Source organism: Litorivita pollutaquae, assembly GCF_003205515.1.
Classification (GTDB): Bacteria; Pseudomonadota; Alphaproteobacteria; order Rhodobacterales; family Rhodobacteraceae; genus Litorivita; species Litorivita pollutaquae.
Genome location: NZ_KZ826481.1, coordinates 395,324 through 415,273 on the forward strand (window position 1 = coordinate 395,324; position 19,950 = coordinate 415,273).

Below are 19,950 nucleotides of genomic sequence, written 5' to 3' on the forward strand. Positions count from 1 at the left end.
GACATGGTCGACCGGAACACAAACCAAGGCCGCAGTAAATGAGCTTTCTTTCCAAAACCCTTGCCCGCGTGAAACCTTCGCCGACCATCGCCGTGACGACCATGGCGGGCGAACTAAAGGCCGCAGGGCGTGATGTGATCGGATTGGGCGCGGGCGAGCCGGATTTCGACACGCCGCAGAACATCAAAGACGCCGGTATTGCCGCGATCAACGCCGGTAAAACCAAATATACCGCGCCGGATGGCATCCCCGAATTGAAGCAGGCGATTTGCGCCAAGCTCAAACGCGACAACGGACTGGATTACGTGCCTGCACAGGTCTCGGTCGGCACCGGCGGCAAACAGATTCTCTATAATGCGCTGATGGCCACATTGAACCCCGGCGACGAGGTGGTGATCCCCGCCCCCTATTGGGTGTCCTATCCCGATATGGTGCTTTTGGCCGGCGGTGAACCCGTTGCCGTCGAGGCCAGCCTCGAAACCAACTTCAAGATCACTCCGGCGCAGCTTGAGGCGGCGATCACGCCCAAAACCAAATGGTTCATCTTCAATTCGCCCTCCAACCCGACAGGCGCAGGCTATACCCGCGATGAATTGAAGGCCTTGACCGATGTGTTGTTGCGCCATCCGCATGTGTGGGTGATGACCGATGATATGTATGAGCATCTGGTCTATGATGATTACGTCTTTTGCACCCCGGCCGAAGTCGAACCCAAGTTGTATGAGCGCACGCTCACCTGCAATGGCGTGTCGAAAGCCTATGCGATGACCGGTTGGCGGATCGGCTATGCGGCGGGGCCGAAGGAATTGATCGGCGCGATGCGGATGATCCAATCGCAATCCACATCCAACCCCTGCTCGATCAGCCAATATGCGGCGCTTGAGGCCTTGAACGGCCCGCAGGATTTCATCGCCAGCAACAACGAGATGTTCAAGCGTCGCCGTGATCTGGTGGTGTCGATGCTCTCCGAGATCGACGGCCTCACCTGCCCGGTGCCCGAGGGGGCGTTTTACGTCTATCCGTCGATTGCGGGACTGATTGGCAAAACCTCGAAGGGCGGCACCTTGATCGACACCGACGAGGCCTTTGCCAAAGCGCTTTTGGAGGAAACCGGCGTGGCGGTGGTGTTTGGCGCGGCCTTCGGCCTCTCGCCCTGCTTCCGCGTCAGCTATGCCACCTCGGACGCCTCCCTGACCGAAGCGTGCAGCCGTATCCAAGATTTCTGCGCGGCGCTGAATTAAGCCCGCCGTGGCGGCAATGGCGGGTCCATTTCGAACCACCTGCCATGCTGCGCGGCGGTTTTCATCTGCCACGGGGCATCCGCACCCGCTGCGCGTGGTTGAAAAACCCCGCGCGGCGCGGCACAGTCGACCTCATAGACAATAACGACAGGCGAACGCCCCATGTCCGATCTTCCCGACTATTATTTTCGCGTCCGTGACAACGGGGCTTTTGTGTTTCGCGTCGATACCGAAAACCGTCAACGACGGATTGATATGGACCAGATCGCGGTGGTGAATATCCGCAATGGTGAGATCAAACCGCATGGCGACCGCACTCTGTCAGAAGCGGACCTCGCAGCGATCAAAGCCTGGATGCAAGACCGGATGGCGGTTCTGGCGGCGCGCGATATTGATGATATCTATCGCGCGGTGGATTATCTCAACCAGACGACCCATTGGGCACAAAGCAAAGCCACAGGCGCGCAATTGGAAGCGGTGACCGATGCGCTTTTGCTGGCAATGCATGACCTGCGCACGGTTCTGGTGCGTAAGAAAGCCGACAGGATGTTGTAGCCCTAGCGCCGCCTCTCGCTCCCTGAGTCTTCTCTGTCTGTCGCTCATCCGCAGCGCAGATCGCGCGCAACCTGCGCCCCGACGATCGACAGCAAAAACCCGTGGCCGTCCGATCGGGCCATACTGCCATGCGACACCGGCATGCGCCTGAGCTAGAATTGAATTGCCCGCCCGCATAAACTTCGGGCCCGCATCCCCCCGGGATTGTCACAGCGCGGTGTCAAATCCTGGCGGGGCCGACCTTGGGCGCGGCCACGCGCCAGAACCGCCACATCATCGCCACGCCGGCAAAGCCCAATCCGACCGCAAGCCCGAGCCATATGCCCACACCGCCATATCCGAAGGTAAAGCCGAGCAGGTAACTGACCGGCACGCCGATGATCCAATAGCTCACCGCAGCGATCACCATCGGCACGCGGGTGTCGTGCAATCCACGCAGCAACCCGATCCCCATGACCTGTGCCGCATCGACCAGTTGAAAGACTGCCGCCGCGATCAAAAGCAATCCGCCCACGGCGACAACGCTGGCGCGATCCGGATCATCCGCCGACAAAAACATCCCGACGAACGTCTCACCGAAAATGACAAACAGCGCTGCGGTGATCAACGCCACGCAAATCGACATCACAATCACCACCCGCGCACCGCGTTTGAGCCCCGCGCCATCACCGCGCCCCATCGCCCGCCCCGCCCGCACCGTCGCGGCATTGGACAGCCCCAGATGCACCATAAAGGTCAGCGAGGTGATTTGCAGGGCAATCCCATGCCCCGCCAGCACGATTGTACCAAGCCAGCCAGCCATCATAGAGGTGGCTGCAAACAGCCCAACCTCGGCCAGATTGGAAACCCCGATGGGCCAGCCGAGCTTGAAAACCGCTGCAAAAGCCTCCCAATCGGGGCGCCATATCCGAGAAAAAATTTCATGCTGCGGCACATAGATCCAGATATATGCGCCCAGCGCCAGCATCGAAAACGTGGTCGCCAGAAGGCTGCCGATCGCCGCGCCCAGAACGCCCATTTCCGGCACGCCCCAGGCGCCGAAAATCAGCGGATAATTCAGCAAGGCATTCAGCGGCAAAGCAATCAGGGTGATCCACAAAACCACCTGGGTTTTCTCCAGCGCCGCAAGGTAGTTTTTAAGTACCATCACCATCAAAGCGGGTAGAATCGAAATCCCAAGAACCGACAAATATTCTCCTGCAAGCCGAGAGATTTCCGCCTCTTGCCCGATGGCGATGAAGATAGGTTCGGACAGCAAAAACAGCGGCAGGGTCAAAACCCCGAAGGCCAGCGAAATCCAAAGCCCCATGCGCGTAGCGCGGCGCACCTCGGCCTCTGCGCCGCGGCCCATGGCTTCGGCCACCATCGGCATCACGCCAAAGGCAAACCCGGAGCCCATGATGAACAACACGAAAAACAACGTGCCACCCAAAACTTCAGCGGCCAAAGCCTCGACGTCATAGCGACCGAGCATCACCGCATCGATCAGGTGGATCGCATGTTGCGCCACATGGCTGCCGATCAACGGCACCCCCAACACGCTGACCGCACGAATGTGACCGCCGACGCTCAGTTCGGGCGTCGCAGATCCGGCCATATCAGGGGGAGGCGCTTTGCGGTTCATGAGAATGACTTACAGAAGCGCCAAACCTGCCACAAGCCGGAGGTTTACGGGGGGCGTCACCCATTTTCGATGCGCGGCCCCCAAGGGGCGCACACCGGATGAGGGTAAGCCGCAATCAGATCCCGCGACAGCCGGTAGAACTAGCGCTGATGATAAACGGCTACCGCGCGCATTGCCCGACATCAGGATGTTTACCCGCCGCTCTACATCAGCCGCATCACCATTTGCAGCGCGACAGCGGCGATGAGCCCCCCTGCCAGAACCTCGGCCAGAGCCATCGCCCGCGCGACCGCGCCGCTGGCCAATGGCGCCAACGCACCTTCGCGCATCATGCCTGCGGCCACGGCAACCAATCCCGTGATGCTCGCGGTGCCCAACCCCATGATAAACGCCCCGGCAATGCCTGCGGCCAAAAGGTCCATTTTCCAGGTCAGGATCAACAAAAACACGGCGCCGGTGCAAGGCCGGATCGCCACCGCGCCGATCAACATCGCCGCATCGCGCAGGCTGCGCACCGATTGCGCCTCTTCCAATGTCGGGCCATGTTTATGCCCGCATCCGCAGACGCCCTCATCCGCATGTAGGTGATGATCATCATCGGCGCTTGCGCCATAACGGTCGTTAAACGCCTTATCCGCAGGCGCATCGCTATGATGAAGGCCGTGAAGATCGGCGTAATGCCTTTGATCTTGCGCTTGGACAGGAGCACGCCGCGCGCGCAGTTGACGCCAGATTTTGCGCGCTCCGCGTAACAACAGCCACAAACCAATCAGCGCGATCGCGCCATAGCTGACCGGTTCCAAAAACCGGTCTGCCGTCTGGGTCAATTGCGCCCGGCCCCAACCAAGGATCGCGATGCCGCCAGTGACCAAAATCACCGCCGTGGCCGCTTGGGCCAAAGATGAGGCCAGAGCCAAGGCCAGCAGACGCCGCACCGGCACCCGTTGCGCCATACCATATCCGCCGATGACCAACTTGCCGTGTCCCGGCCCTGCGGCGTGGAAAAACCCGTAGGCAAAGCACAGCGACCATAGCCCCACAAGCGCCCCGGCCTCGCCGGATTTAAGCGCGCGCAGGGCATGCGCCATCGTAGTTTGCACCTGTCGTTGCCACTCTGACGCCCAGCGCGCAATGCCGGAAAAGCCCCCCATACCCCAAAGCCAATAGCCAAGCCCGAGCGCAAAAATCAGCACCAAACCCGCCCAGAACCCGCCGCCCTTCAAGAGGCCGGATCGCATGAAATGACCAAAGTTTCTGCAAAAAAGGCTCCGACCTCGGGATAATCATCGACCTCGGCAGAGCGCCCGCCCAAGCGGCGTTCGACCTCGGCATAGGCGCGCTCGAGGTCGGGCTTGTTGACCAACCCGCGACATGGCGCCGGGGCATCGACCCGGCCTGACACTTCATAGGCGGTGTAGAAGGTCGGATCATAGGCGCGCAGCCGCAGGCCTTCGGCCGCCTGCGCGGGAACAGCGCGATAATGCACGGTCGTGATCTTGCCTTCAGAAAAGCGCGCACCGCGATTCTCGGGCGCGCCGAGCGCCAAGGCCCCGGTCTCGTCCTCGGGGGATATGTCGGCGCCCGCCGCAGGGAAAAGATAGAGATCCCCGGCAAATTCTGCGGCCCAATTGAGATCAAAACCGCTGAGCTTTTCGATCTCGTCAGGGCGCAGTGCCCCGTCGTAATCATCATCCAATTCAAGATCTTCGAGCACCAAAAGCGAATATAGCTCATCATAGGTCCAGGTGACTTCAATACCGACCACATGACCCGCGCCATCCATTTCGAGCCGCAATCCGGTTTCGACGAAAATATGCGGATGTGCCAGAGCCGGGCTGACGGCACTGCAGAGCCACACCGCCACAGCGGGTATCACAGCGCGCCGCACAGAGGGGCACAAACGAAACGGAAGCGACAAAACCATATGCAATCTCTAACGCACCGCCGTCCCATCGCAAGCGTCAATTGGGGCGCCCGATCACGGGCGGCGAGGATTCGCGCAATCTTCGGCGGCGACGGCGGCCCGCGTTGCATCTGCACATACCCGCGCATGACGCGCCCCTTTTTACCGTGATTGACCGGCCAAGGGAGTATTTTCAGCAGGGGCCAGCGCCCCCTCCACGCGCCCATGCCGGTCAGCATGGGCCAACCGCCCGAACCGATGGCCCTGCCCTGTGCTCTTCTCATCGCGCTGCTCGTCGCGCTTCAAATGCCGCCCTGCGCCCTACGCCCGGCGGATCGCCCAATCGCGCCTTTAGTGGCCGACCCTGCCTTGCATCTCCGCGCTGTTGATCGGGGACAAGAGCTCCGGTGCGGTGACCAGCGGGCGCACGCCGTGGCTGCGATATTCGTGAAAGACATTGCCGCTATCGGCCCAATCGTGGACCGACTGGATGTCGACCTTGGCGCAATTGGGGCGGACCGACCATGTGACTTGATAGGGTGAACAGGATGAGGCCGAATATTCCGTCCCCGCAGACGATCCGGCAAACACCACCGGAGCACCGGTGCCCCCCGGAATTTCCTTGGGTTGGTGAAACCCGTTCACTCGATTACCGCCGTAGGCAAAGTATTCGAAATCGAGGGCGTTGGGATCATTCACCACCAAAAAGACCTGACTTTCGACACGCAATTCAGGATTGGCACACCGCGGTGACAGGCAAGAACCGGGCGCCGGCCCTGGCGCCACATCACAAGAGGAAAACACCCAATGCACCTCAATTGTATCCCCCGGATTGACCCCCATCATACCCCGGTTTCGGCCGGGTCGTTTTTTAACCGGCGCGCGCTCGGCACGGGTGAGCGTATGGCTGTTGTTGCACAGGAAACCGCCATCTGTGTCCGCCGCTGCCGGTACCGAAAATCCCGGGCCGCGATGTTCGGCATTGGAGTGCATATGGATGTTGCACAGGTTCATGTCGCGCGCCGGCGGCGCAAGGGCAAAGACGCGGCGGCTTGCTCCCGCGTGCTGTGAGATGTCGCGCGGCGTTTGTGGGCCGTAACCTTGGCACAGCGCGCCGCTGCTGCCTTGCCCGTTGCTGCCATACCCGTTGGCGCTCCCGTGGCCCGCGCCTGCCCACCCCGGCGCCACGCTTGCCACCACCATGATCGCCGCGCAAAGCCCGCGCAGAGCATTTCTGCGGCGCGCACCGGCAGATGCAATGCCCCGCAGCGCGGCAACGGTATCAGAACAAAAAGCGCGGAAAATCGTCATCGGATGGCTCCTGTTATGGGCGGCGCAGGGCCGGTTATGCGACACGGCATTGAGGTCAAAAACGCCGTTCTTGGGCGGGGCGCGCCGCGACACCGAAATTTTGGCACAATCGACAACACGGCCATGCGCCGCCGGAATTCCTGCAACAGCTATGTTTCTTGCGTTAATAGTCGCCTAAATCCGGTTGCGCAGGCACGGTCTATTGCCTCAAACAGTCCTTAAAAGCGGCTAAAACTCGTGGCAAATGCCTTTCCACCGAAGGGCCAAGATGCCATAGTGTTTGCCAATCAAGCATAATGAGCAGCGCCCATGTCAGACGACCTTCTCGCCTCTACCGAGACCACAACCTATGACGCCTCTTCGATCGAGATTCTCGAAGGATTGGAACCGGTGCGTAAACGGCCGGGCATGTATATCGGCGGCACCGATGAACGCGCATTGCACCATTTGGTGGCCGAGGTTCTCGACAATTCGATGGATGAGGCCGTGGCCGGCCATGCCAGCCGTATCGAAGTCGAGCTGCACGCCGATTATGCCGTGACGATCCGCGACAACGGGCGCGGCATTCCGATTGATCCGCACCCGAAGTTTCCCGAGAAATCCGCGCTTGAGGTGATCCTGTGCACCCTGCACGCGGGTGGCAAATTCGGCGGCGATGCCTATCAAACCTCGGGCGGTTTGCACGGCGTCGGCGCATCGGTCGTCAATGCCCTGTCCGACAGTATGGTCGTACAGGTCGCGCGCAACAAAGAGCTCTACGAACAACGATTCTCGCGCGGCATTCCGCTTGGGCCTGTGGAGAAAATAGGTGCGGCCCCGAACCGGCGCGGCACCACGGTCACCTTTCACGCCGACGAAGAGATTTTCGGCGCGCACCGGTTCAAACCTGCGCGGATGTTCAAATCCATCCGGTCCAAGGCCTATCTGTTTTCCGGTGTCGAAATCCGTTGGAAATCCGCGATTGACGATGGCGAGACCCCGACCGAAGCGACATTTCACTTCCCCGGCGGTCTGGCCGATTACCTCAACGAGACGCTCGGTAAATCCTCGACCTACGCCGATGCGCCCTTTGCCGGCACCGTCGATTTCAACGAACGCTTCAACACGCCTGGCAAGGTCGAATGGGCAATCAATTGGACCCCGGCGCGCGACGGGTTCATCCAATCCTATTGCAATACCGTGCCCACCCCCGAAGGCGGCACCCATGTGGCCGGTTTTTGGGCCGCGATTCTCAAAGGCATCCGTGCCTATGGCGAATTGGCCAACAACAAAAAAGCCACCCAGATCACCCGCGAGGATTTGATGGCGGGGGGCTGCGCGCTTGTCTCGTGCTTTATCCGCGAGCCGGAATTCGTCGGCCAAACCAAAGACCGCCTTGCCACTGTCGAGGCGCAGCGCCTTGTCGAGAACGCCGTGCGCGATCATTTCGACAACTGGCTGGCCGCAGACACCAAAGCGGCAGGCGCGATTTTGGATTACCTTGTGCTGCGCGCCGAGGAACGTCTGCGCCGCCGTCAGGAAAAAGAGACCCAGCGTAAAACCGCAACCAAGAAGCTGCGCCTGCCCGGCAAGCTGACCGATTGTTCGACCAACGCGCGCGAGGGCACAGAGCTTTTCATCGTTGAGGGCGACAGTGCCGGCGGCAGCGCCAAGATGGCCCGCGACCGCAAAACACAGGCATTGCTGCCGCTGCGCGGTAAGATCCTCAATGTGCTCGGCGCCGCCAGTTCCAAAATCAGCACCAACCAAGAGATCGACGATCTATGCCAAGCCATCGGCGCCGGCCTTGGCACGCGGTTCAATCTGGATGATTTGCGCTATGACAAAATCATCATCATGACCGATGCCGATGTCGACGGGGCCCATATTGCGTCGCTGTTGATGACATTCTTCTTCACACAAATGCGCCCGATGATCGACGCGGGGCATCTGTATTTGGCCTGCCCGCCGCTGTTCCGGCTGACCCAAGGGGCGAAACGCGCCTATTGCATTGACGAGGCAGAGCGCGACGCGTGGTTGGCCAAGGGGTTGGGCGGCAAAGGCAAAATCGACGTGTCGCGGTTTAAAGGTCTGGGCGAAATGGATGCAAAAGACCTCAAAGAAACCACCATGAACCCCGCCACCCGCAAATTGATCCGTGTGACCATCGACGAGGATGAACCCGGAGAAACCGGCGATCTGGTTGAACGGTTGATGGGCAAGAAACCGGAATTGCGGTTCGAGTATATCCAGCAAAATGCGAAATTTGTTGAGGAGTTGGACGTTTAGGGTGCGAACCTAAACCATGTCCAAGGGCCGGCCATCCCGCCGGTGAATTTCTATCCGGTCGCGTCGCATCGTGTTTTGGAGGCCCCTCGGATCGCCTCTGGGGAAACATGCCTTTCTACAAACTCTCTGCATCCATTGAGTTGTTCGGATTGCTTCATCATGGCCGGATACGCGGCGAACCTATCTCCGCCAAAGCGCTGCCTTGGCGCAACGGGCATACGAGCTGGCGTCATTAACGCGCGCCCATCGCGCCATGCGCGGGTTTTGGGTATCGTTACGGCCACCGACCCGATACCGACAAAATACCGGCGTATTCCAAACAGAGGCTTTCGCGCCGCAAACGCTAGTCCTGCAAGGCTTCCAGATAGGCCAGAAGCGCCGCCAAGGGGCGCGGTGTAGGGGTTAAAACGCCGTCGCCGACGTCCACCGGAACGGTATCGCCGGTCAGAAGTAAACCGAACTCCGGCATGTCTTTTCCGGGCAATCCGGTACGGTCATATCCATCGATAACCGAGAGCACCCGCGCGCGCGGGAATTGTCCTTTGACCGATAGCGCCGTCAAATCCGCCACCGGCGGCGACATCCCCTCGGCCCATGGCCCGTCGCCGCGCCCCAAGGCCCCGTGACACACCGCACAGTTTTCATCGAACAATGCCTTGCCCTCAAGCGCATCGGGCATATCAAGCGTTGCGCAGGCGGCCACTATCGCACAGAGCCCCGCGCCAAAACCCCATTTCATCTGCATCCTTGCTCTCCCTCAACCATGTTGATCATGGCCTATCAAATCCCTTGGAGACTATCCAGATAGGCGATGAGATCGGCAATCGGGCGACTGGTGATCATCGGTTGCCCGCTCTGGGTTTTGAAACTTACATCCTCGCCCTCGAAGAAATCCCCGTAGACCGGCATCGTGCTGCCGTGACTGACCAAAGGGTCGCGCCCGTCGATTCGCGCGGCAATGCGCGCCACAGGCAAGACACCGCCATTGCCTGCCGCCAACTCCGTCAGGTCCGCAGGCTGCACCAACATCACCGGTGCCATCGGCCCTGCGCCGGTCCCCTCGATGCCGTGACAGACCGCACAATGATGGGAGAAAAGCTCCTGTCCCACGGCAGCGTCGCCTTGGTTTTGATCGGCCCAAACCGGCGTCGCCATCGCGGCAAAAATGATGCAAAGAACGCGGCGGCGGATCGCTTTCGATGTCTGGATCATGGGTCTTCTCCTCCAAAATATACTGACAAAATAAGCGCGGACGTGGCCAATGCGCGACGGCGCTGTTATTGATGCCATTCTAACGGCGTGCCGTTGGTGCGACATTGATCGACATCATACCGCTGCGACCGGCGCGCCGCCGCTCCTACCCCTGCTGAAGACTTTCCAGATAGCGCGCCAGTTCAAGCAAGGCCAAGGGCGTCTTCACAGATGCGCCACTTGCATCGACGTAATCCGTCACTGGCCCGTCCAAGAGCGTGCCGAATTGCGGCATGACTTCGGCGTGGAAATGATCAGGATATCCATGGATTTTCGCCATAACCTGCTCCATCGGGAACTGCCCTGCGTTGGCCGCCGCAAGCCGGGTCAGATCGGCGGGCGGTGTCGGCAACTGCGATGCAATCGGCCCGTCGCCGGTGGCCGAGCTGCCATGGCAGGTGACGCAATACTGTGCATAGATTTGGGCACCGTGCACCGTTTGTGCATCTTGGCGCCCTAGGTCCGCCGTGGCCATGCCGTCTTGCGGTGCTTGGCAGGCGACGAGGGCCAGCCCCCCGACGACGGCCGTAAGGCACGCAAACACATTGATCTTTTGGATTATCATTTGGTTTCCTGTCATCGGGGCGCGTCAATCTCAACGATAAGGCTAACACCCCCCGCAGAGGAAACCATGACATAGATCAGCCCGCCCTTAGAGGATGGCCAACCACGGACCGCGATCATCCGGCATCGGTCAAACAGGTACCAACCGCCCGCCCTCCAGGCGCAACACCCGATCCATTTTCGCAGCCAGTTCAAGGTTATGCGTGGCGATCAACGCCGACATCCCCGTGCCACGCACCAGATCAAGCAACGTGCCGAACACTTGATCAGAGGTCGCCGGATCAAGATTGCCGGTCGGCTCGTCCGCCAGCAACAATTTCGGCGCGTTGGCCAATGCCCGACAAAAAGCCACGCGCTGTTGCTCGCCGCCTGACATCGCCGATGGCCGGTGATCGGCGCGCCCCTCAACCCCCACGCGGGTCATCAAATCATAGGCGCGCAATTCGGCCTCACTGCGCGGAGTGCCATTGGCAAGCTGCGGCAAGGTGATGTTTTCAAGCGCGGTAAACTCCGGCAACAGGTGATGGAATTGATAAACGAACCCGACCGCCTCACGGCGCATTGCCGTGCGTTTGCGATCCGACCGCGCGGTCATATCCTCGCCTTCGATCTCGACCGTGCCGCTGTCCGCCGTGTCAAGCAGGCCCGCAATATGCAAAAGCGTCGATTTGCCCGCGCCCGAAGGGGCGACTAATGCGACGATTTCACCAGCGTTCAGCGCCACATCGACACCGGACAAAACCCGCACCTCATTGGGTTTGCCCGCGTTATAGGACTTTTCAATCGCGCTCAGGCGCAACACCGGATCACTCATAACGCAGCGCCTCCACCGGGTTCATCCGCGCCGCGCGACGGGCGGGAAAATAGGTCACGACAAAACTCAAGCCCAGCGACAGGCACACCGCCGACAAGACATCCGCGAGCTGTAGTTTCGCGGGCAATTGGTAAATCCCGCGCACCGCCGGATCCCATACACCGCCCCCCGACAGGTAGTTCACCGCCGAAAAGATCGGATCGATATAGAGCGCAAACAGGCACCCGAGGATCACGCCCAGCGCCGTTCCAATAAGGCCCGTAAACGCCCCGCAAATGAAAAACACCCGCAAGACAGAGGCTTCGGTCAAGCCCATCGTGCGCAAAATACCGATGTCGCGGCCTTTGTTTTTGACCAACATAATCAGGCCCGACACGATGTTCATTGCCGCGATGAGCACGAGGATCGACAAAATCACGAACATCACGTTGTCTTCGATATCAAGCGCACGCAAAAACCCGCCCGAGGCATCGCGCCATGTCCAGACCTGCGCCCGCGCGCCGCCTGCGGCCAAAAGCGCAAGCGCCATGCGGTCCGCCTCTTCGGGCTGTTCCAACATGACTTCGATCTCGTCGGCGGCCTCTTCGCGATTGAAATAGGATTGCGCCTCGGCAAAAGGCATGTAGACGCGAGTGCGGTCAATGTCATACCGCCCCGCCGTAAAAACATAGACCACCTCATAGGCCTTGACCCGCGGCGAGGTGCCAAAGGCGGTTTTGACACCATTGGGCGAAATCAACTTGATCTTTTCGCCGACCGTCACGCCCAATTCGCGCGCCACCCCCGATCCGATCGCCACCCCTTCGGCCAGACGATCAATATCACCGTAAGCCGCATCTGATGCGGCGATGCGCGGCACGGATTTCAAATCCTCCAATGCGATACCAAAGACCTCGACCCCCGCATTACGGCTGCGGGAATTGGCCATGACCTGCCCTTTCACCAGCGGCGCGGCGCGGGTGACGCCGGGCACGGCGCGCAGGGCAGCCGCCATCGCCTTGTAATCGGTGATGCTTTGGTCAATCTGCCCGGCGGCATTGACCTGCCCCGATTGGTAGACTGTCACATGGGCATTGGCGCCAAGGATCGTATCGACAAATTCGGCCCGAAACCCGGAGCGCACCGCCAATGTGGCGATCAAGGCAAAAACCGCCAATGTGATCCCGATGAGTGAAATCCATGTCATCACCGAAACGCCACCTTCGGCGCGTTTGGCGCGCAAATAGCGCCATGCGATCATCCATTCAAACGGGGCGAAAGGGGGCGGCGAGCCTGCCATATAATCTGTTCCTGTGCGGCCCTGTTTCGGGCGTGGTGATCTGTCTAAAACGGCTGCGCGCGAACCTGCGGGTTTCAAGCTATAAGGTCAAGCGCCGGCGGCATCCTTGCTCGGTTTACCGCCCAACCTGCGCTGCAAGGTAATCCGCCGGATCATTGCCATGATTGCCCGCAACCCGCCCCATCCGGCGACAAAGCCCAGCGCCGCGAAAATCGCGCCGGCCAAGGTCAAGGGCACGGCGGGGGCAAAATCATCCCATGTGCGGGCCACAATATCGCGGTCCGACAGGCGCCCCACACGATAGGCCCGCATAAAGGGACCGTGACCGCGCAGCATTTGCAAATCGCTTTGCAGCCGCTCCAACCGGAGGAAGCTGCGCTCCATATCGGCGCGGCGACGGGCGACGAATTCAGTGCCCTGCATCTGTTCCAGGGCCTGCGTGCGGGTCAACCCTTCGGCGTGGGCAGAGGCATCGAAATCATCCGCCACGCGGGATAATTCATCGACCGCGCCACCGAGGCGCTGCACATACTGTTGCGAAAACTCGGGAAATTGCGACAAGGCCGCCGCGCCGCCGATCCCTGCGGCCAATGCCAGTGTTCTGACAATCATTCTACTGCCTCGTGCCACCTGCCTCGCGCCGGCTCTGTTCCGGCCGGTTCGTGTCATTATATCACGAAGCGGCGCAGCTGCGAAGAGGGCGGGCCGTATATCCGTCGCATGCCGCCAAACCCGAAGGCCACCGATCACCATCGACCAAACACCGAAAAAGGCCGCCCCGACGTGAGGAGCGGCCTGTGCCGTGGATCATTTGCTATGTTTTTTTTGCGGCCATCGCCGTTTACAAGCGGCCTGTTACAGATGGCCAGCGTAAATCTGCACCAGCTTCTCGATCGCGGCTTCGGGCGGCATCTCTTCGCTTTCGCCGCTGCGGCGCGAGGTGAGTTCCACCACGCCGTTTTTAAGGCCGCGCGGGCCGACGGTGATCCGCCATGGCAGGCCGATCAGATCCATCGAGGCAAATTTGCCGCCTGCCCGCTCGTTGCGGTCATCATATAGCGGCTCCATCCCGTGCGCTTCCATCGCCTTATAAAGCGCCTCGCAGGCCGCATCGGCTTCGGCGTCGCCCTGTTTAAGGTTGACGATACCGGCATGGAAGGGCGTGACACCTTCGGGCCAGATGATGCCTTTGTCGTCATGGCTGGCCTCGATGATCGCGCCCAAAAGCCGGCTCACGCCGATGCCGTGGCTGCCCATATGCAGCGGCACCCGCGCGCCGTCTTCGTTTTGCACAACCGCGCCCATTTTCTCGGAATACTCGGTGCCGAAATAGAAAATCTGCCCGACTTCGATACCGCGCGCGGTGCGGCGGCGTTCTTCGGGCAGCGCATTGAAGGCGGCGGCGTCGTGGGTTTCGTCCGTGCGGGCATAGCGCGAGGTAAACTCCTCCAGAACCGCAGCGCATTGCGCCTTGTCGTCGAAATCGATCTCGCGGTCACCAAAGGTCAGATCCGTCACTTCGCTGTCATAGAACACTTCGCTTTCGCCGGTGTCCGCCAGCACAAGGAATTCATGGGTGTAATCGCCGCCAATCGGGCCACTGTCGGCGCGCATCGGGATGGCTCGCAGGCCCATGCGTTCGTAGGTGCGCAGGTAGCTGACCAGATGACGGTTATAGGCGTGCAGGGCATCCTCTTTCGTCAGGTCGAAATTATAACCATCCTTCATCAGGAATTCGCGCCCCCGCATCACGCCGAAACGGGGGCGGACCTCGTCGCGGAACTTCCATTGCACATGATAAAGCGTCAGCGGCAGCGTCTTATAGGAGGTCACGTAATTGGCGACGATATCGGTGATCATCTCCTCATTCGTGGGCCCATAAAGCATCTCGCGGTCATGCCGGTCACTGACACGCAACATCTCGGGGCCGTAAGCGTCATAGCGCCCCGATTTACGCCACAAATCCGCCGGTTGCAGCGTCGGCATCAACATCGGAATATGCCCCGCGCGGGCCTGTTCCTCATGCACGATATTTTCGATCTTGCGCAGGACTTTGAACCCCAAAGGCAACCACGAGTAAATCCCCGCAGAGGCCTGTTTGATCATACCGGCGCGCAGCATGAGACGGTGGCTGACGATCTGCGCCTCGGCAGGGGTTTCTTTCAAGACGGGCAGGAAATAGCGGGACAGGCGCATGGGCGCTCCTTGACGTGAAGTTGGGTTATCAAAGGGTTTAGGCGAGTGCGCCCGCGCGGGCAAGAGCGTGCGGGCGGCATATGGGCCGGCGCATATGGATGAGAACGCGGCGAAGCGGGCGCGCACGCGCATCCAGGCCGAGTGTACGCGACAAACAGACGGCTACCCGAGCGAGAGCATCGACGTTCGCGGCAGACCCTTCAGGAGAGACCAGTCGTCAACCGTGGGTCTTTGACCGCGGCCTGACAGGCTTACGTTTCTTGAAAACGCTTTTCGGTGTTCGACCCAGATCGCCCTGACTTTCTTAGACGATGCGAACAGGCCATCGCCTTCGGTGATCCAATTCGTAGGATCGAACTGGCCGGAGTTTCTATGTGAAAGACGACCTTGATCAGACATTTAGGTGACCTCTTAACGTGTTACATTCGCGGCACCTCGCCGACGGCAATGATGCAAAACAAACGCGCCGAACAGACTGTTCGGCAGCCAACCGTCTCAAACCGCGTCAGACCCATGGCGCGTATGCTGAGCACGGATCGATCCTCAAGACAGATGCCACGAAAAGCGTCCTCGTCGCACCGCCCCCCGAAGCCAATCCCACAGCCCCTTGAAATCCCATGCTGCACGCGCAACATTACGTAGAACCGCGTGAGAGGATGAGTGTATGGCTTTGCCCGTAAAAGATCAGATGAAATATTGGGGCATCGCGGCAGCGGTGTTTTTTGTGTTGATGTGGTTTCTGGGCGATGTGATCTTGCCTTTCGTTCTGGGCGGGGCGGTGGCCTATTTCCTCGACCCGATCGCGGACCGGTTGGAGCGCGCGGGATTATCGCGGGCGATGGCCACGGCGGTAATCACCATAGTTGCAGTGTTGATTTTCACGCTCGTGGCGCTGTTGGTGGTGCCGACGCTGATCGAACAAACCCTGTCGCTCATCGACACCGCACCCCAACTTTTCAATGACTTGCGCTCGTTTTTGACCGCGCGCTTCCCTGACATTCTGGACCAGGGATCGACGCTGCATCAATCGCTTGAGGCGATCGGCAATACCATCCAATCCAAGGGCGGTGAGGTGTTCAACACGGTGCTGACCTCGGCACTGTCGATCATCAATGTGATCATGCTGTTGGTGATCGTGCCGGTCGTGGCATTTTATTTGCTCTATGACTGGGACAATATGATGGCCAAGATCGACGAACTCTTGCCGCGCGATCACGCCCCTGTGGTGCGCAGATTGGCCCGCGATATCGACAAGACCCTGGCCGGTTTCATCCGCGGGATGGGCACGGTTTGCGTGATTTTGGGGACATATTATGCCGTAACCTTGATGCTGGTCGGGTTGCAATTCGGGCTTGTGGTCGGATCTATCGCAGGCCTCATCACCTTTATTCCCTACGTGGGCGCAGTGATCGGCGGGGCGCTGGCGATTGGTCTTGGCCTGTTCCAATTTTGGGGCGACTGGGTATCGTTGGGGTTGGTCGCGGGGATTTTCGTGCTTGGTCAGGTGATCGAGGGCAATATCCTGACACCGAAGCTGGTCGGAGATTCGGTCGGCTTGCATCCGGTCTGGCTGATTTTCGCGCTCTCGGTCTTTGGCACGCTGTTTGGCTTTGTCGGGATGTTGGTCGCGGTTCCCGTGGCTGCCGCGTTGGGCGTGATCGCGCGTTTTGCCGCTGATCAATACCGCGACAGCCTCCTCTATCAAGGCACCTCCGCGAGCACCGGCCCAAGCGCCTCTCAACGGCTGGTCGAACAGGACGCAGCCAAGAAATGACCCGCCAACTCAGCTTTGACCTGCCCAGCGTGGCCGCGCTTGGGCGGGAGGATTTTTTCGTCTCTCCGGCCAATGCCGTAGCGGTGGCAATGATTGACGCGTGGCAAACATGGGCCGGACGTAAATTGGCGCTGATCGGGCCGGAAGGGTCGGGCAAAACCCATTTGGTTCATGTCTGGGCCGAGGCGGCAGGCGCGCAGATCACCGCCGCCAGCGATTTGGCCGGGGCCGATATCCCCGCCCTCGCCCACGGCCATATTGCGATCGAAGACATCCATGAGATCGCCGGAAATGCCGGTGCCGAAGAAGCCTTGTTCCATTTGCACAATCTGGTGCTGGCCGAGGGGCACAGCCTTTTGGTCACGGCCGACCGGCCGGCCCAGCAATGGGGGTTGTCCCTGCCGGATCTGGCCAGCCGGATGCAGGGCACGCCGGCCGCAATTCTCGAACGTCCCGACGACCGGCTTTTGGCGGCTTTGGTGATGAAACTGTTCGCCGACCGGCAATTGTCGCCCTCGCCAAAAACCATTTCCTATCTGGCGACCCATATGGACCGCAGCTTTGCGGCAGCGCGCCAGATCGTGGCGGAAATCGACGCTGCCGCTCTGGCGGAAAATCGCCCGATCACGCGCGGGTTGGCCGCGCGCATATTGAGCGAGACGGGATTGTCCAGCCCGCCCGCCTCCTCGCCCGATGCGGGCACCGCCTCCGACAGCCGCCCGGATACAGACCTCGACGAGGCCGATTAGTCAAGCGCGCCGGATCGGCCCAAAGGTGGGATGCCGGGGCCGGATCGCGGATCTGCCCCCGCAGCAAGCGCGCCAAGCCTTCTCTGGACATCCCAATCAATCAAGCGCAAAATCAACGTGTTGCCGCCTCCTGTCCCCGCCGGGAACCGGCGCGCAACCGCGCCCAAAACCGTCATAAAACCGTCACCCAGCCAAGCCATAAGGCCCCTATGATACAAGCTGATTTCTTGAATGCGCCCTTCCCGGACGCGACTGCCCTTCCCGATCTTGACCCGACATCGCCGGGCCGGTTTTATAACCGCGAGCTCAGCTGGCTGGGCTTCAACTGGCGGGTTTTGGAAGAGGCCGAAAACCCCCGCGTGCCCTTGTTGGAGCGGTTGCGGTTTCTGTCGATTTCCGCGACCAATCTGGACGAATTCTATACGGTGCGCGTGGCGGGGCTGCGCGAATTGGCGCGGGCGGGCAATATGACGCCCGCCTCTGACGGATTGTCGCCTGCCGAACAATTGGTCTTGATCGACGAGGACGCCCGCGCGCTGATGGAAGCGCAGCAACGCATTTTCACCAACCTTCGTGCCGAAATGGAAGAGGCCGGTATTTCGATCCTGACCCAAGAGGATATCAGCGAGGAAGACCAAGCCTATCTGACCGAATTTTTCTTGGGCAAGGTTTTCCCGGTTCTGTCGCCTTTGGCGATTGATCCGGCGCATCCCTTCCCGTTCATTCCCAACACCGGCTATTCCTTGGCGTTGCAACTCGAGCGCGCCAGCGACAAACGCCCGCTGCAAGCATTGCTGCCGATCCCGCAGCAAATTGCGCGTTTCGTACCCATGCCATCGAACGAAGGTCAGGCCCGCTTCCTACCGCTGGAAGAACTGCTCTTGCTGCATCTGAGCAGCCTGTTCCCCGGATATAAAACCAAAGGCCATTGCACCTTTCGCGTGCTGCGTGACAGTGATCTCGAAGTCGAGGACGAGGCCGAAGATCTGGTGCGTGAATTCGAAGTCGCCCTCAAACGGCGCCGGCGCGGCGAAGTGGTGCGGATGAAAATCTCTGCCAATGCGCCCAAAGCGCTCAGCCGGGTGATCAAGGAAGAGCTGCATGTCAGCGAAGACGAGGTGGTCGATGTCGACGGGATGATCGGAATTTCCGATTTGGGCGAATTGGTGCTCGACAGCCGGCCCGATCTGTTATGGCCCAATTTCACACCGCGGGTGCCCGAACGGGTGCAAGATCACGATGGCGACATGTTCTCGGCGATCCGGCAAAAGGACATGCTGCTGCATCACCCATACGAGACATTCGATATGGTGGTGCGGTTCTTGCAACAGGCGGCGCGCGACCCGGACGTGGTGGCGATCAAGCAAACGCTTTACCGGACATCAAAACATTCGCCGATTGTCGATGCCCTGTGCGAGGCGGCCGAGGATGGCAAATCCGTCACCGCATTGGTCGAGCTGAAGGCACGCTTTGACGAGGCGGCAAATATTCGGCAATCGCGGCGGTTGGAGCGGTCCGGCGCCCATGTGGTTTACGGGTTTCTCGATCTCAAAACCCATGCGAAAATTTCCACTGTGGTCCGGCGCGAAGGCGACAACCTTGTGACCTATACCCATTATGGCACCGGCAATTACCACCCGATCACCGCGCGGATTTACACCGACCTGTCGCTGTTTACATGCAACGCCGAACTGGGCCGTGATGCGACCAAAATGTTCAATTACCTGTCCGGCTATGTGCAACCCGAGGGATTGGAAAATCTGGCGTTTTCCCCGATCACGTTGAAACCCCGGCTTTTGGAAATGATTGCCGCCGAGGCCAAATACGCCCGCAATGGCAAACCCGCAGAGATTTGGGCCAAGATGAATTCTTTGGTCGATCCCGAAGTGATTGATGCGCTTTACGCCGCCTCGCAAGCGGGGGTAAAGATCAGCCTCGTGATCCGCGGGATTTGCGGGCTGCGCCCCGGGATCAAAGGATTGTCCGAAAACATCCGCGTGAAATCCATCATCGGCCGATATCTGGAACATTCGCGCATCGTCTGTTTTGGCAATGGCCACGGATTGCCGCATAAAAAGGCCCGGGTGTTTATTTCATCTGCCGATTGGATGGGACGCAACTTGAACCGCCGCGTCGAGACATTGGTAGAGATCAAAAATGACACGGTCAAAGCCCAGATCACCGAACAGGTCATGGCGGCAAATCTTGCCGATGTGGCGCAAAGCTGGGTGATGCGGCCCGACGGGCATTTCGACCGCGCCGAAATGGTCGAGGGAACATTCGCCTTCAACTGCCACCGCTTCTTTATGGAGAACCCGTCGCTTTCCGGGCGCGGGTCGGCGGGGGCCGCAGATGTGCCAAAACTCACCCACGCGATTGATTGATCTGTCGGCGGCGGCTTTGCCCTTGGCCTTGCAGCCC

The 19,950-nt window shown here is 60.0% G+C and carries 18 protein-coding genes; 6 read left to right on the top strand and 12 right to left on the bottom strand.

Annotation, left to right across the window (positions count from 1 at the left end):
- Positions 1 to 38: 38 nt before the first annotated feature.
- Both DI396_RS01865 and DI396_RS01870 read left to right on the top strand, forming a co-directional pair.
- On the top strand, positions 39 to 1,241 hold the full coding sequence (locus DI396_RS01865) for a pyridoxal phosphate-dependent aminotransferase (RefSeq protein ID WP_110794440.1): 1,203 nt from the start codon (positions 39 to 41) through the stop codon (positions 1,239 to 1,241).
- A 162-nt stretch (positions 1,242 to 1,403) separates the two neighbouring features.
- Positions 1,404 to 1,796: a hypothetical protein gene (locus tag DI396_RS01870; protein WP_110794441.1), complete on the top strand. Its 393-nt coding sequence runs from the start codon at positions 1,404 to 1,406 to the stop codon at positions 1,794 to 1,796.
- A 220-nt stretch (positions 1,797 to 2,016) separates the two neighbouring features.
- Here DI396_RS01870 and DI396_RS01875 read toward each other — a convergent pair whose 3' ends face one another.
- From DI396_RS01875 to DI396_RS01890, 4 genes are all read right to left on the bottom strand, one after another.
- Positions 2,017 to 3,420 carry an MATE family efflux transporter gene (locus tag DI396_RS01875; protein ID WP_235851701.1) on the bottom strand — a complete coding sequence of 468 codons (1,404 nt, stop codon included), beginning with the start codon at positions 3,418 to 3,420 and terminating at the stop codon, positions 2,017 to 2,019.
- 203 nt (positions 3,421 to 3,623) lie between these two features.
- Entirely contained in the window at positions 3,624 to 4,658 is a 1,035-nt protein-coding gene (locus DI396_RS01880; RefSeq protein ID WP_110794442.1) for a nickel/cobalt transporter, read from the bottom strand.
- Positions 4,640 to 5,344 (bottom strand): DUF1007 family protein, encoded by a 705-nt coding sequence (locus DI396_RS01885; RefSeq protein WP_110794833.1) that lies wholly within the window; start codon positions 5,342 to 5,344, stop codon positions 4,640 to 4,642. The genes DI396_RS01880 and DI396_RS01885 overlap by 19 nt, the downstream gene beginning before the upstream one ends.
- Positions 5,345 to 5,674: 330 nt before the next feature.
- Positions 5,675 to 6,634 carry a delta-class carbonic anhydrase gene (locus DI396_RS01890; RefSeq protein ID WP_235851702.1) on the bottom strand — a complete coding sequence of 320 codons (960 nt, stop codon included), beginning with the start codon at positions 6,632 to 6,634 and terminating at the stop codon, positions 5,675 to 5,677.
- Positions 6,635 to 6,943: 309 nt separating this feature from the next.
- On the opposite strand from DI396_RS01890, the gene parE reads away from it, so the two are divergent.
- Positions 6,944 to 8,902, top strand: a complete 1,959-nt coding sequence (parE, locus tag DI396_RS01895; RefSeq protein WP_110794443.1) for a DNA topoisomerase IV subunit B — start codon at positions 6,944 to 6,946, stop codon at positions 8,900 to 8,902.
- A 343-nt stretch (positions 8,903 to 9,245) separates the two neighbouring features.
- Here the strand turns inward: parE and DI396_RS01900 are convergent, their stop codons facing one another.
- The 7 genes from DI396_RS01900 to proS all read right to left on the bottom strand — a co-directional run bounded on the left by DI396_RS01900 (position 9,246) and on the right by proS (position 15,006).
- On the bottom strand, positions 9,246 to 9,647 hold the full coding sequence (locus DI396_RS01900) for a c-type cytochrome (protein WP_235851703.1): 402 nt from the start codon (positions 9,645 to 9,647) through the stop codon (positions 9,246 to 9,248).
- A gap of 35 nt (positions 9,648 to 9,682) precedes the next feature.
- Entirely contained in the window at positions 9,683 to 10,114 is a 432-nt protein-coding gene (locus DI396_RS01905; protein ID WP_407936288.1) for a c-type cytochrome, read from the bottom strand.
- Between the two features lie 145 nt (positions 10,115 to 10,259).
- Positions 10,260 to 10,718, bottom strand: a complete 459-nt coding sequence (locus DI396_RS01910; protein ID WP_162617123.1) for a c-type cytochrome — start codon at positions 10,716 to 10,718, stop codon at positions 10,260 to 10,262.
- Between the two features lie 129 nt (positions 10,719 to 10,847).
- Complete coding sequence (locus tag DI396_RS01915; protein ID WP_110794445.1) at positions 10,848 to 11,531, bottom strand: ABC transporter ATP-binding protein; 684 nt, start codon at positions 11,529 to 11,531, stop codon at positions 10,848 to 10,850.
- Positions 11,524 to 12,810 (bottom strand): lipoprotein-releasing ABC transporter permease subunit, encoded by a 1,287-nt coding sequence (locus tag DI396_RS01920; protein ID WP_110794446.1) that lies wholly within the window; start codon positions 12,808 to 12,810, stop codon positions 11,524 to 11,526. Before DI396_RS01920 ends, DI396_RS01915 begins: the two co-directional genes overlap by 8 nt.
- Positions 12,811 to 12,897: 87 nt before the next feature.
- Positions 12,898 to 13,422 (bottom strand): DUF2937 family protein, encoded by a 525-nt coding sequence (locus tag DI396_RS01925; RefSeq protein ID WP_110794447.1) that lies wholly within the window; start codon positions 13,420 to 13,422, stop codon positions 12,898 to 12,900.
- A 243-nt stretch (positions 13,423 to 13,665) separates the two neighbouring features.
- Positions 13,666 to 15,006, bottom strand: a complete 1,341-nt coding sequence (gene proS / locus DI396_RS01930) for a proline--tRNA ligase (RefSeq protein WP_110794448.1) — start codon at positions 15,004 to 15,006, stop codon at positions 13,666 to 13,668.
- 664 nt (positions 15,007 to 15,670) lie between these two features.
- On the opposite strand from proS, the gene DI396_RS01935 reads away from it, so the two are divergent.
- A complete protein-coding gene (locus DI396_RS01935) occupies positions 15,671 to 16,780 on the top strand; it encodes an AI-2E family transporter (RefSeq protein WP_110794449.1) in 1,110 nt (369 codons plus the stop codon).
- Positions 16,777 to 17,529, top strand: coding sequence for a DnaA/Hda family protein (locus DI396_RS01940; RefSeq protein WP_110794450.1), 753 nt, complete (start codon positions 16,777 to 16,779; stop codon positions 17,527 to 17,529). Before DI396_RS01935 ends, DI396_RS01940 begins: the two co-directional genes overlap by 4 nt.
- Here the strand turns inward: DI396_RS01940 and DI396_RS01945 are convergent.
- Positions 17,526 to 17,729, bottom strand: a complete 204-nt coding sequence (locus tag DI396_RS01945) for a hypothetical protein (protein WP_110794451.1) — start codon at positions 17,727 to 17,729, stop codon at positions 17,526 to 17,528. The genes DI396_RS01940 and DI396_RS01945 overlap by 4 nt on opposite strands.
- Before the next feature lie 9 nt (positions 17,730 to 17,738).
- Here DI396_RS01945 and DI396_RS01950 point away from each other — a divergent pair, with 9 nt between their 5' ends.
- Entirely contained in the window at positions 17,739 to 19,913 is a 2,175-nt protein-coding gene (locus DI396_RS01950) for an RNA degradosome polyphosphate kinase (protein WP_110794452.1), read from the top strand.
- Positions 19,914 to 19,950: the final 37 nt, after the last annotated feature.

Coding starts and splice junctions, on each gene's coding strand:
- DI396_RS01865 (WP_110794440.1), top strand. CDS start 39: ATGAGCTTTCTTTCCAAAACCCTTGCCCGCGTGAAACCTTCGCCGACC.
- DI396_RS01870 (WP_110794441.1), top strand. CDS start 1,404: ATGTCCGATCTTCCCGACTATTATTTTCGCGTCCGTGACAACGGGGCT.
- DI396_RS01875 (WP_235851701.1), bottom strand. CDS start 3,420: ATGAACCGCAAAGCGCCTCCCCCTGATATGGCCGGATCTGCGACGCCC.
- DI396_RS01880 (WP_110794442.1), bottom strand. CDS start 4,658: ATGCGATCCGGCCTCTTGAAGGGCGGCGGGTTCTGGGCGGGTTTGGTG.
- DI396_RS01885 (WP_110794833.1), bottom strand. CDS start 5,344: ATGGTTTTGTCGCTTCCGTTTCGTTTGTGCCCCTCTGTGCGGCGCGCT.
- DI396_RS01890 (WP_235851702.1), bottom strand. CDS start 6,634: ATGACGATTTTCCGCGCTTTTTGTTCTGATACCGTTGCCGCGCTGCGG.
- parE (WP_110794443.1), top strand. CDS start 6,944: ATGTCAGACGACCTTCTCGCCTCTACCGAGACCACAACCTATGACGCC.
- DI396_RS01900 (WP_235851703.1), bottom strand. CDS start 9,647: ATGCAGATGAAATGGGGTTTTGGCGCGGGGCTCTGTGCGATAGTGGCC.
- DI396_RS01905 (WP_407936288.1), bottom strand. CDS start 10,114: ATGATCCAGACATCGAAAGCGATCCGCCGCCGCGTTCTTTGCATCATT.
- DI396_RS01910 (WP_162617123.1), bottom strand. CDS start 10,718: ATGATAATCCAAAAGATCAATGTGTTTGCGTGCCTTACGGCCGTCGTC.
- DI396_RS01915 (WP_110794445.1), bottom strand. CDS start 11,531: ATGAGTGATCCGGTGTTGCGCCTGAGCGCGATTGAAAAGTCCTATAAC.
- DI396_RS01920 (WP_110794446.1), bottom strand. CDS start 12,810: ATGGCAGGCTCGCCGCCCCCTTTCGCCCCGTTTGAATGGATGATCGCA.
- DI396_RS01925 (WP_110794447.1), bottom strand. CDS start 13,422: ATGATTGTCAGAACACTGGCATTGGCCGCAGGGATCGGCGGCGCGGCG.
- proS (WP_110794448.1), bottom strand. CDS start 15,006: ATGCGCCTGTCCCGCTATTTCCTGCCCGTCTTGAAAGAAACCCCTGCC.
- DI396_RS01935 (WP_110794449.1), top strand. CDS start 15,671: ATGGCTTTGCCCGTAAAAGATCAGATGAAATATTGGGGCATCGCGGCA.
- DI396_RS01940 (WP_110794450.1), top strand. CDS start 16,777: ATGACCCGCCAACTCAGCTTTGACCTGCCCAGCGTGGCCGCGCTTGGG.
- DI396_RS01945 (WP_110794451.1), bottom strand. CDS start 17,729: ATGGCTTGGCTGGGTGACGGTTTTATGACGGTTTTGGGCGCGGTTGCG.
- DI396_RS01950 (WP_110794452.1), top strand. CDS start 17,739: ATGATACAAGCTGATTTCTTGAATGCGCCCTTCCCGGACGCGACTGCC.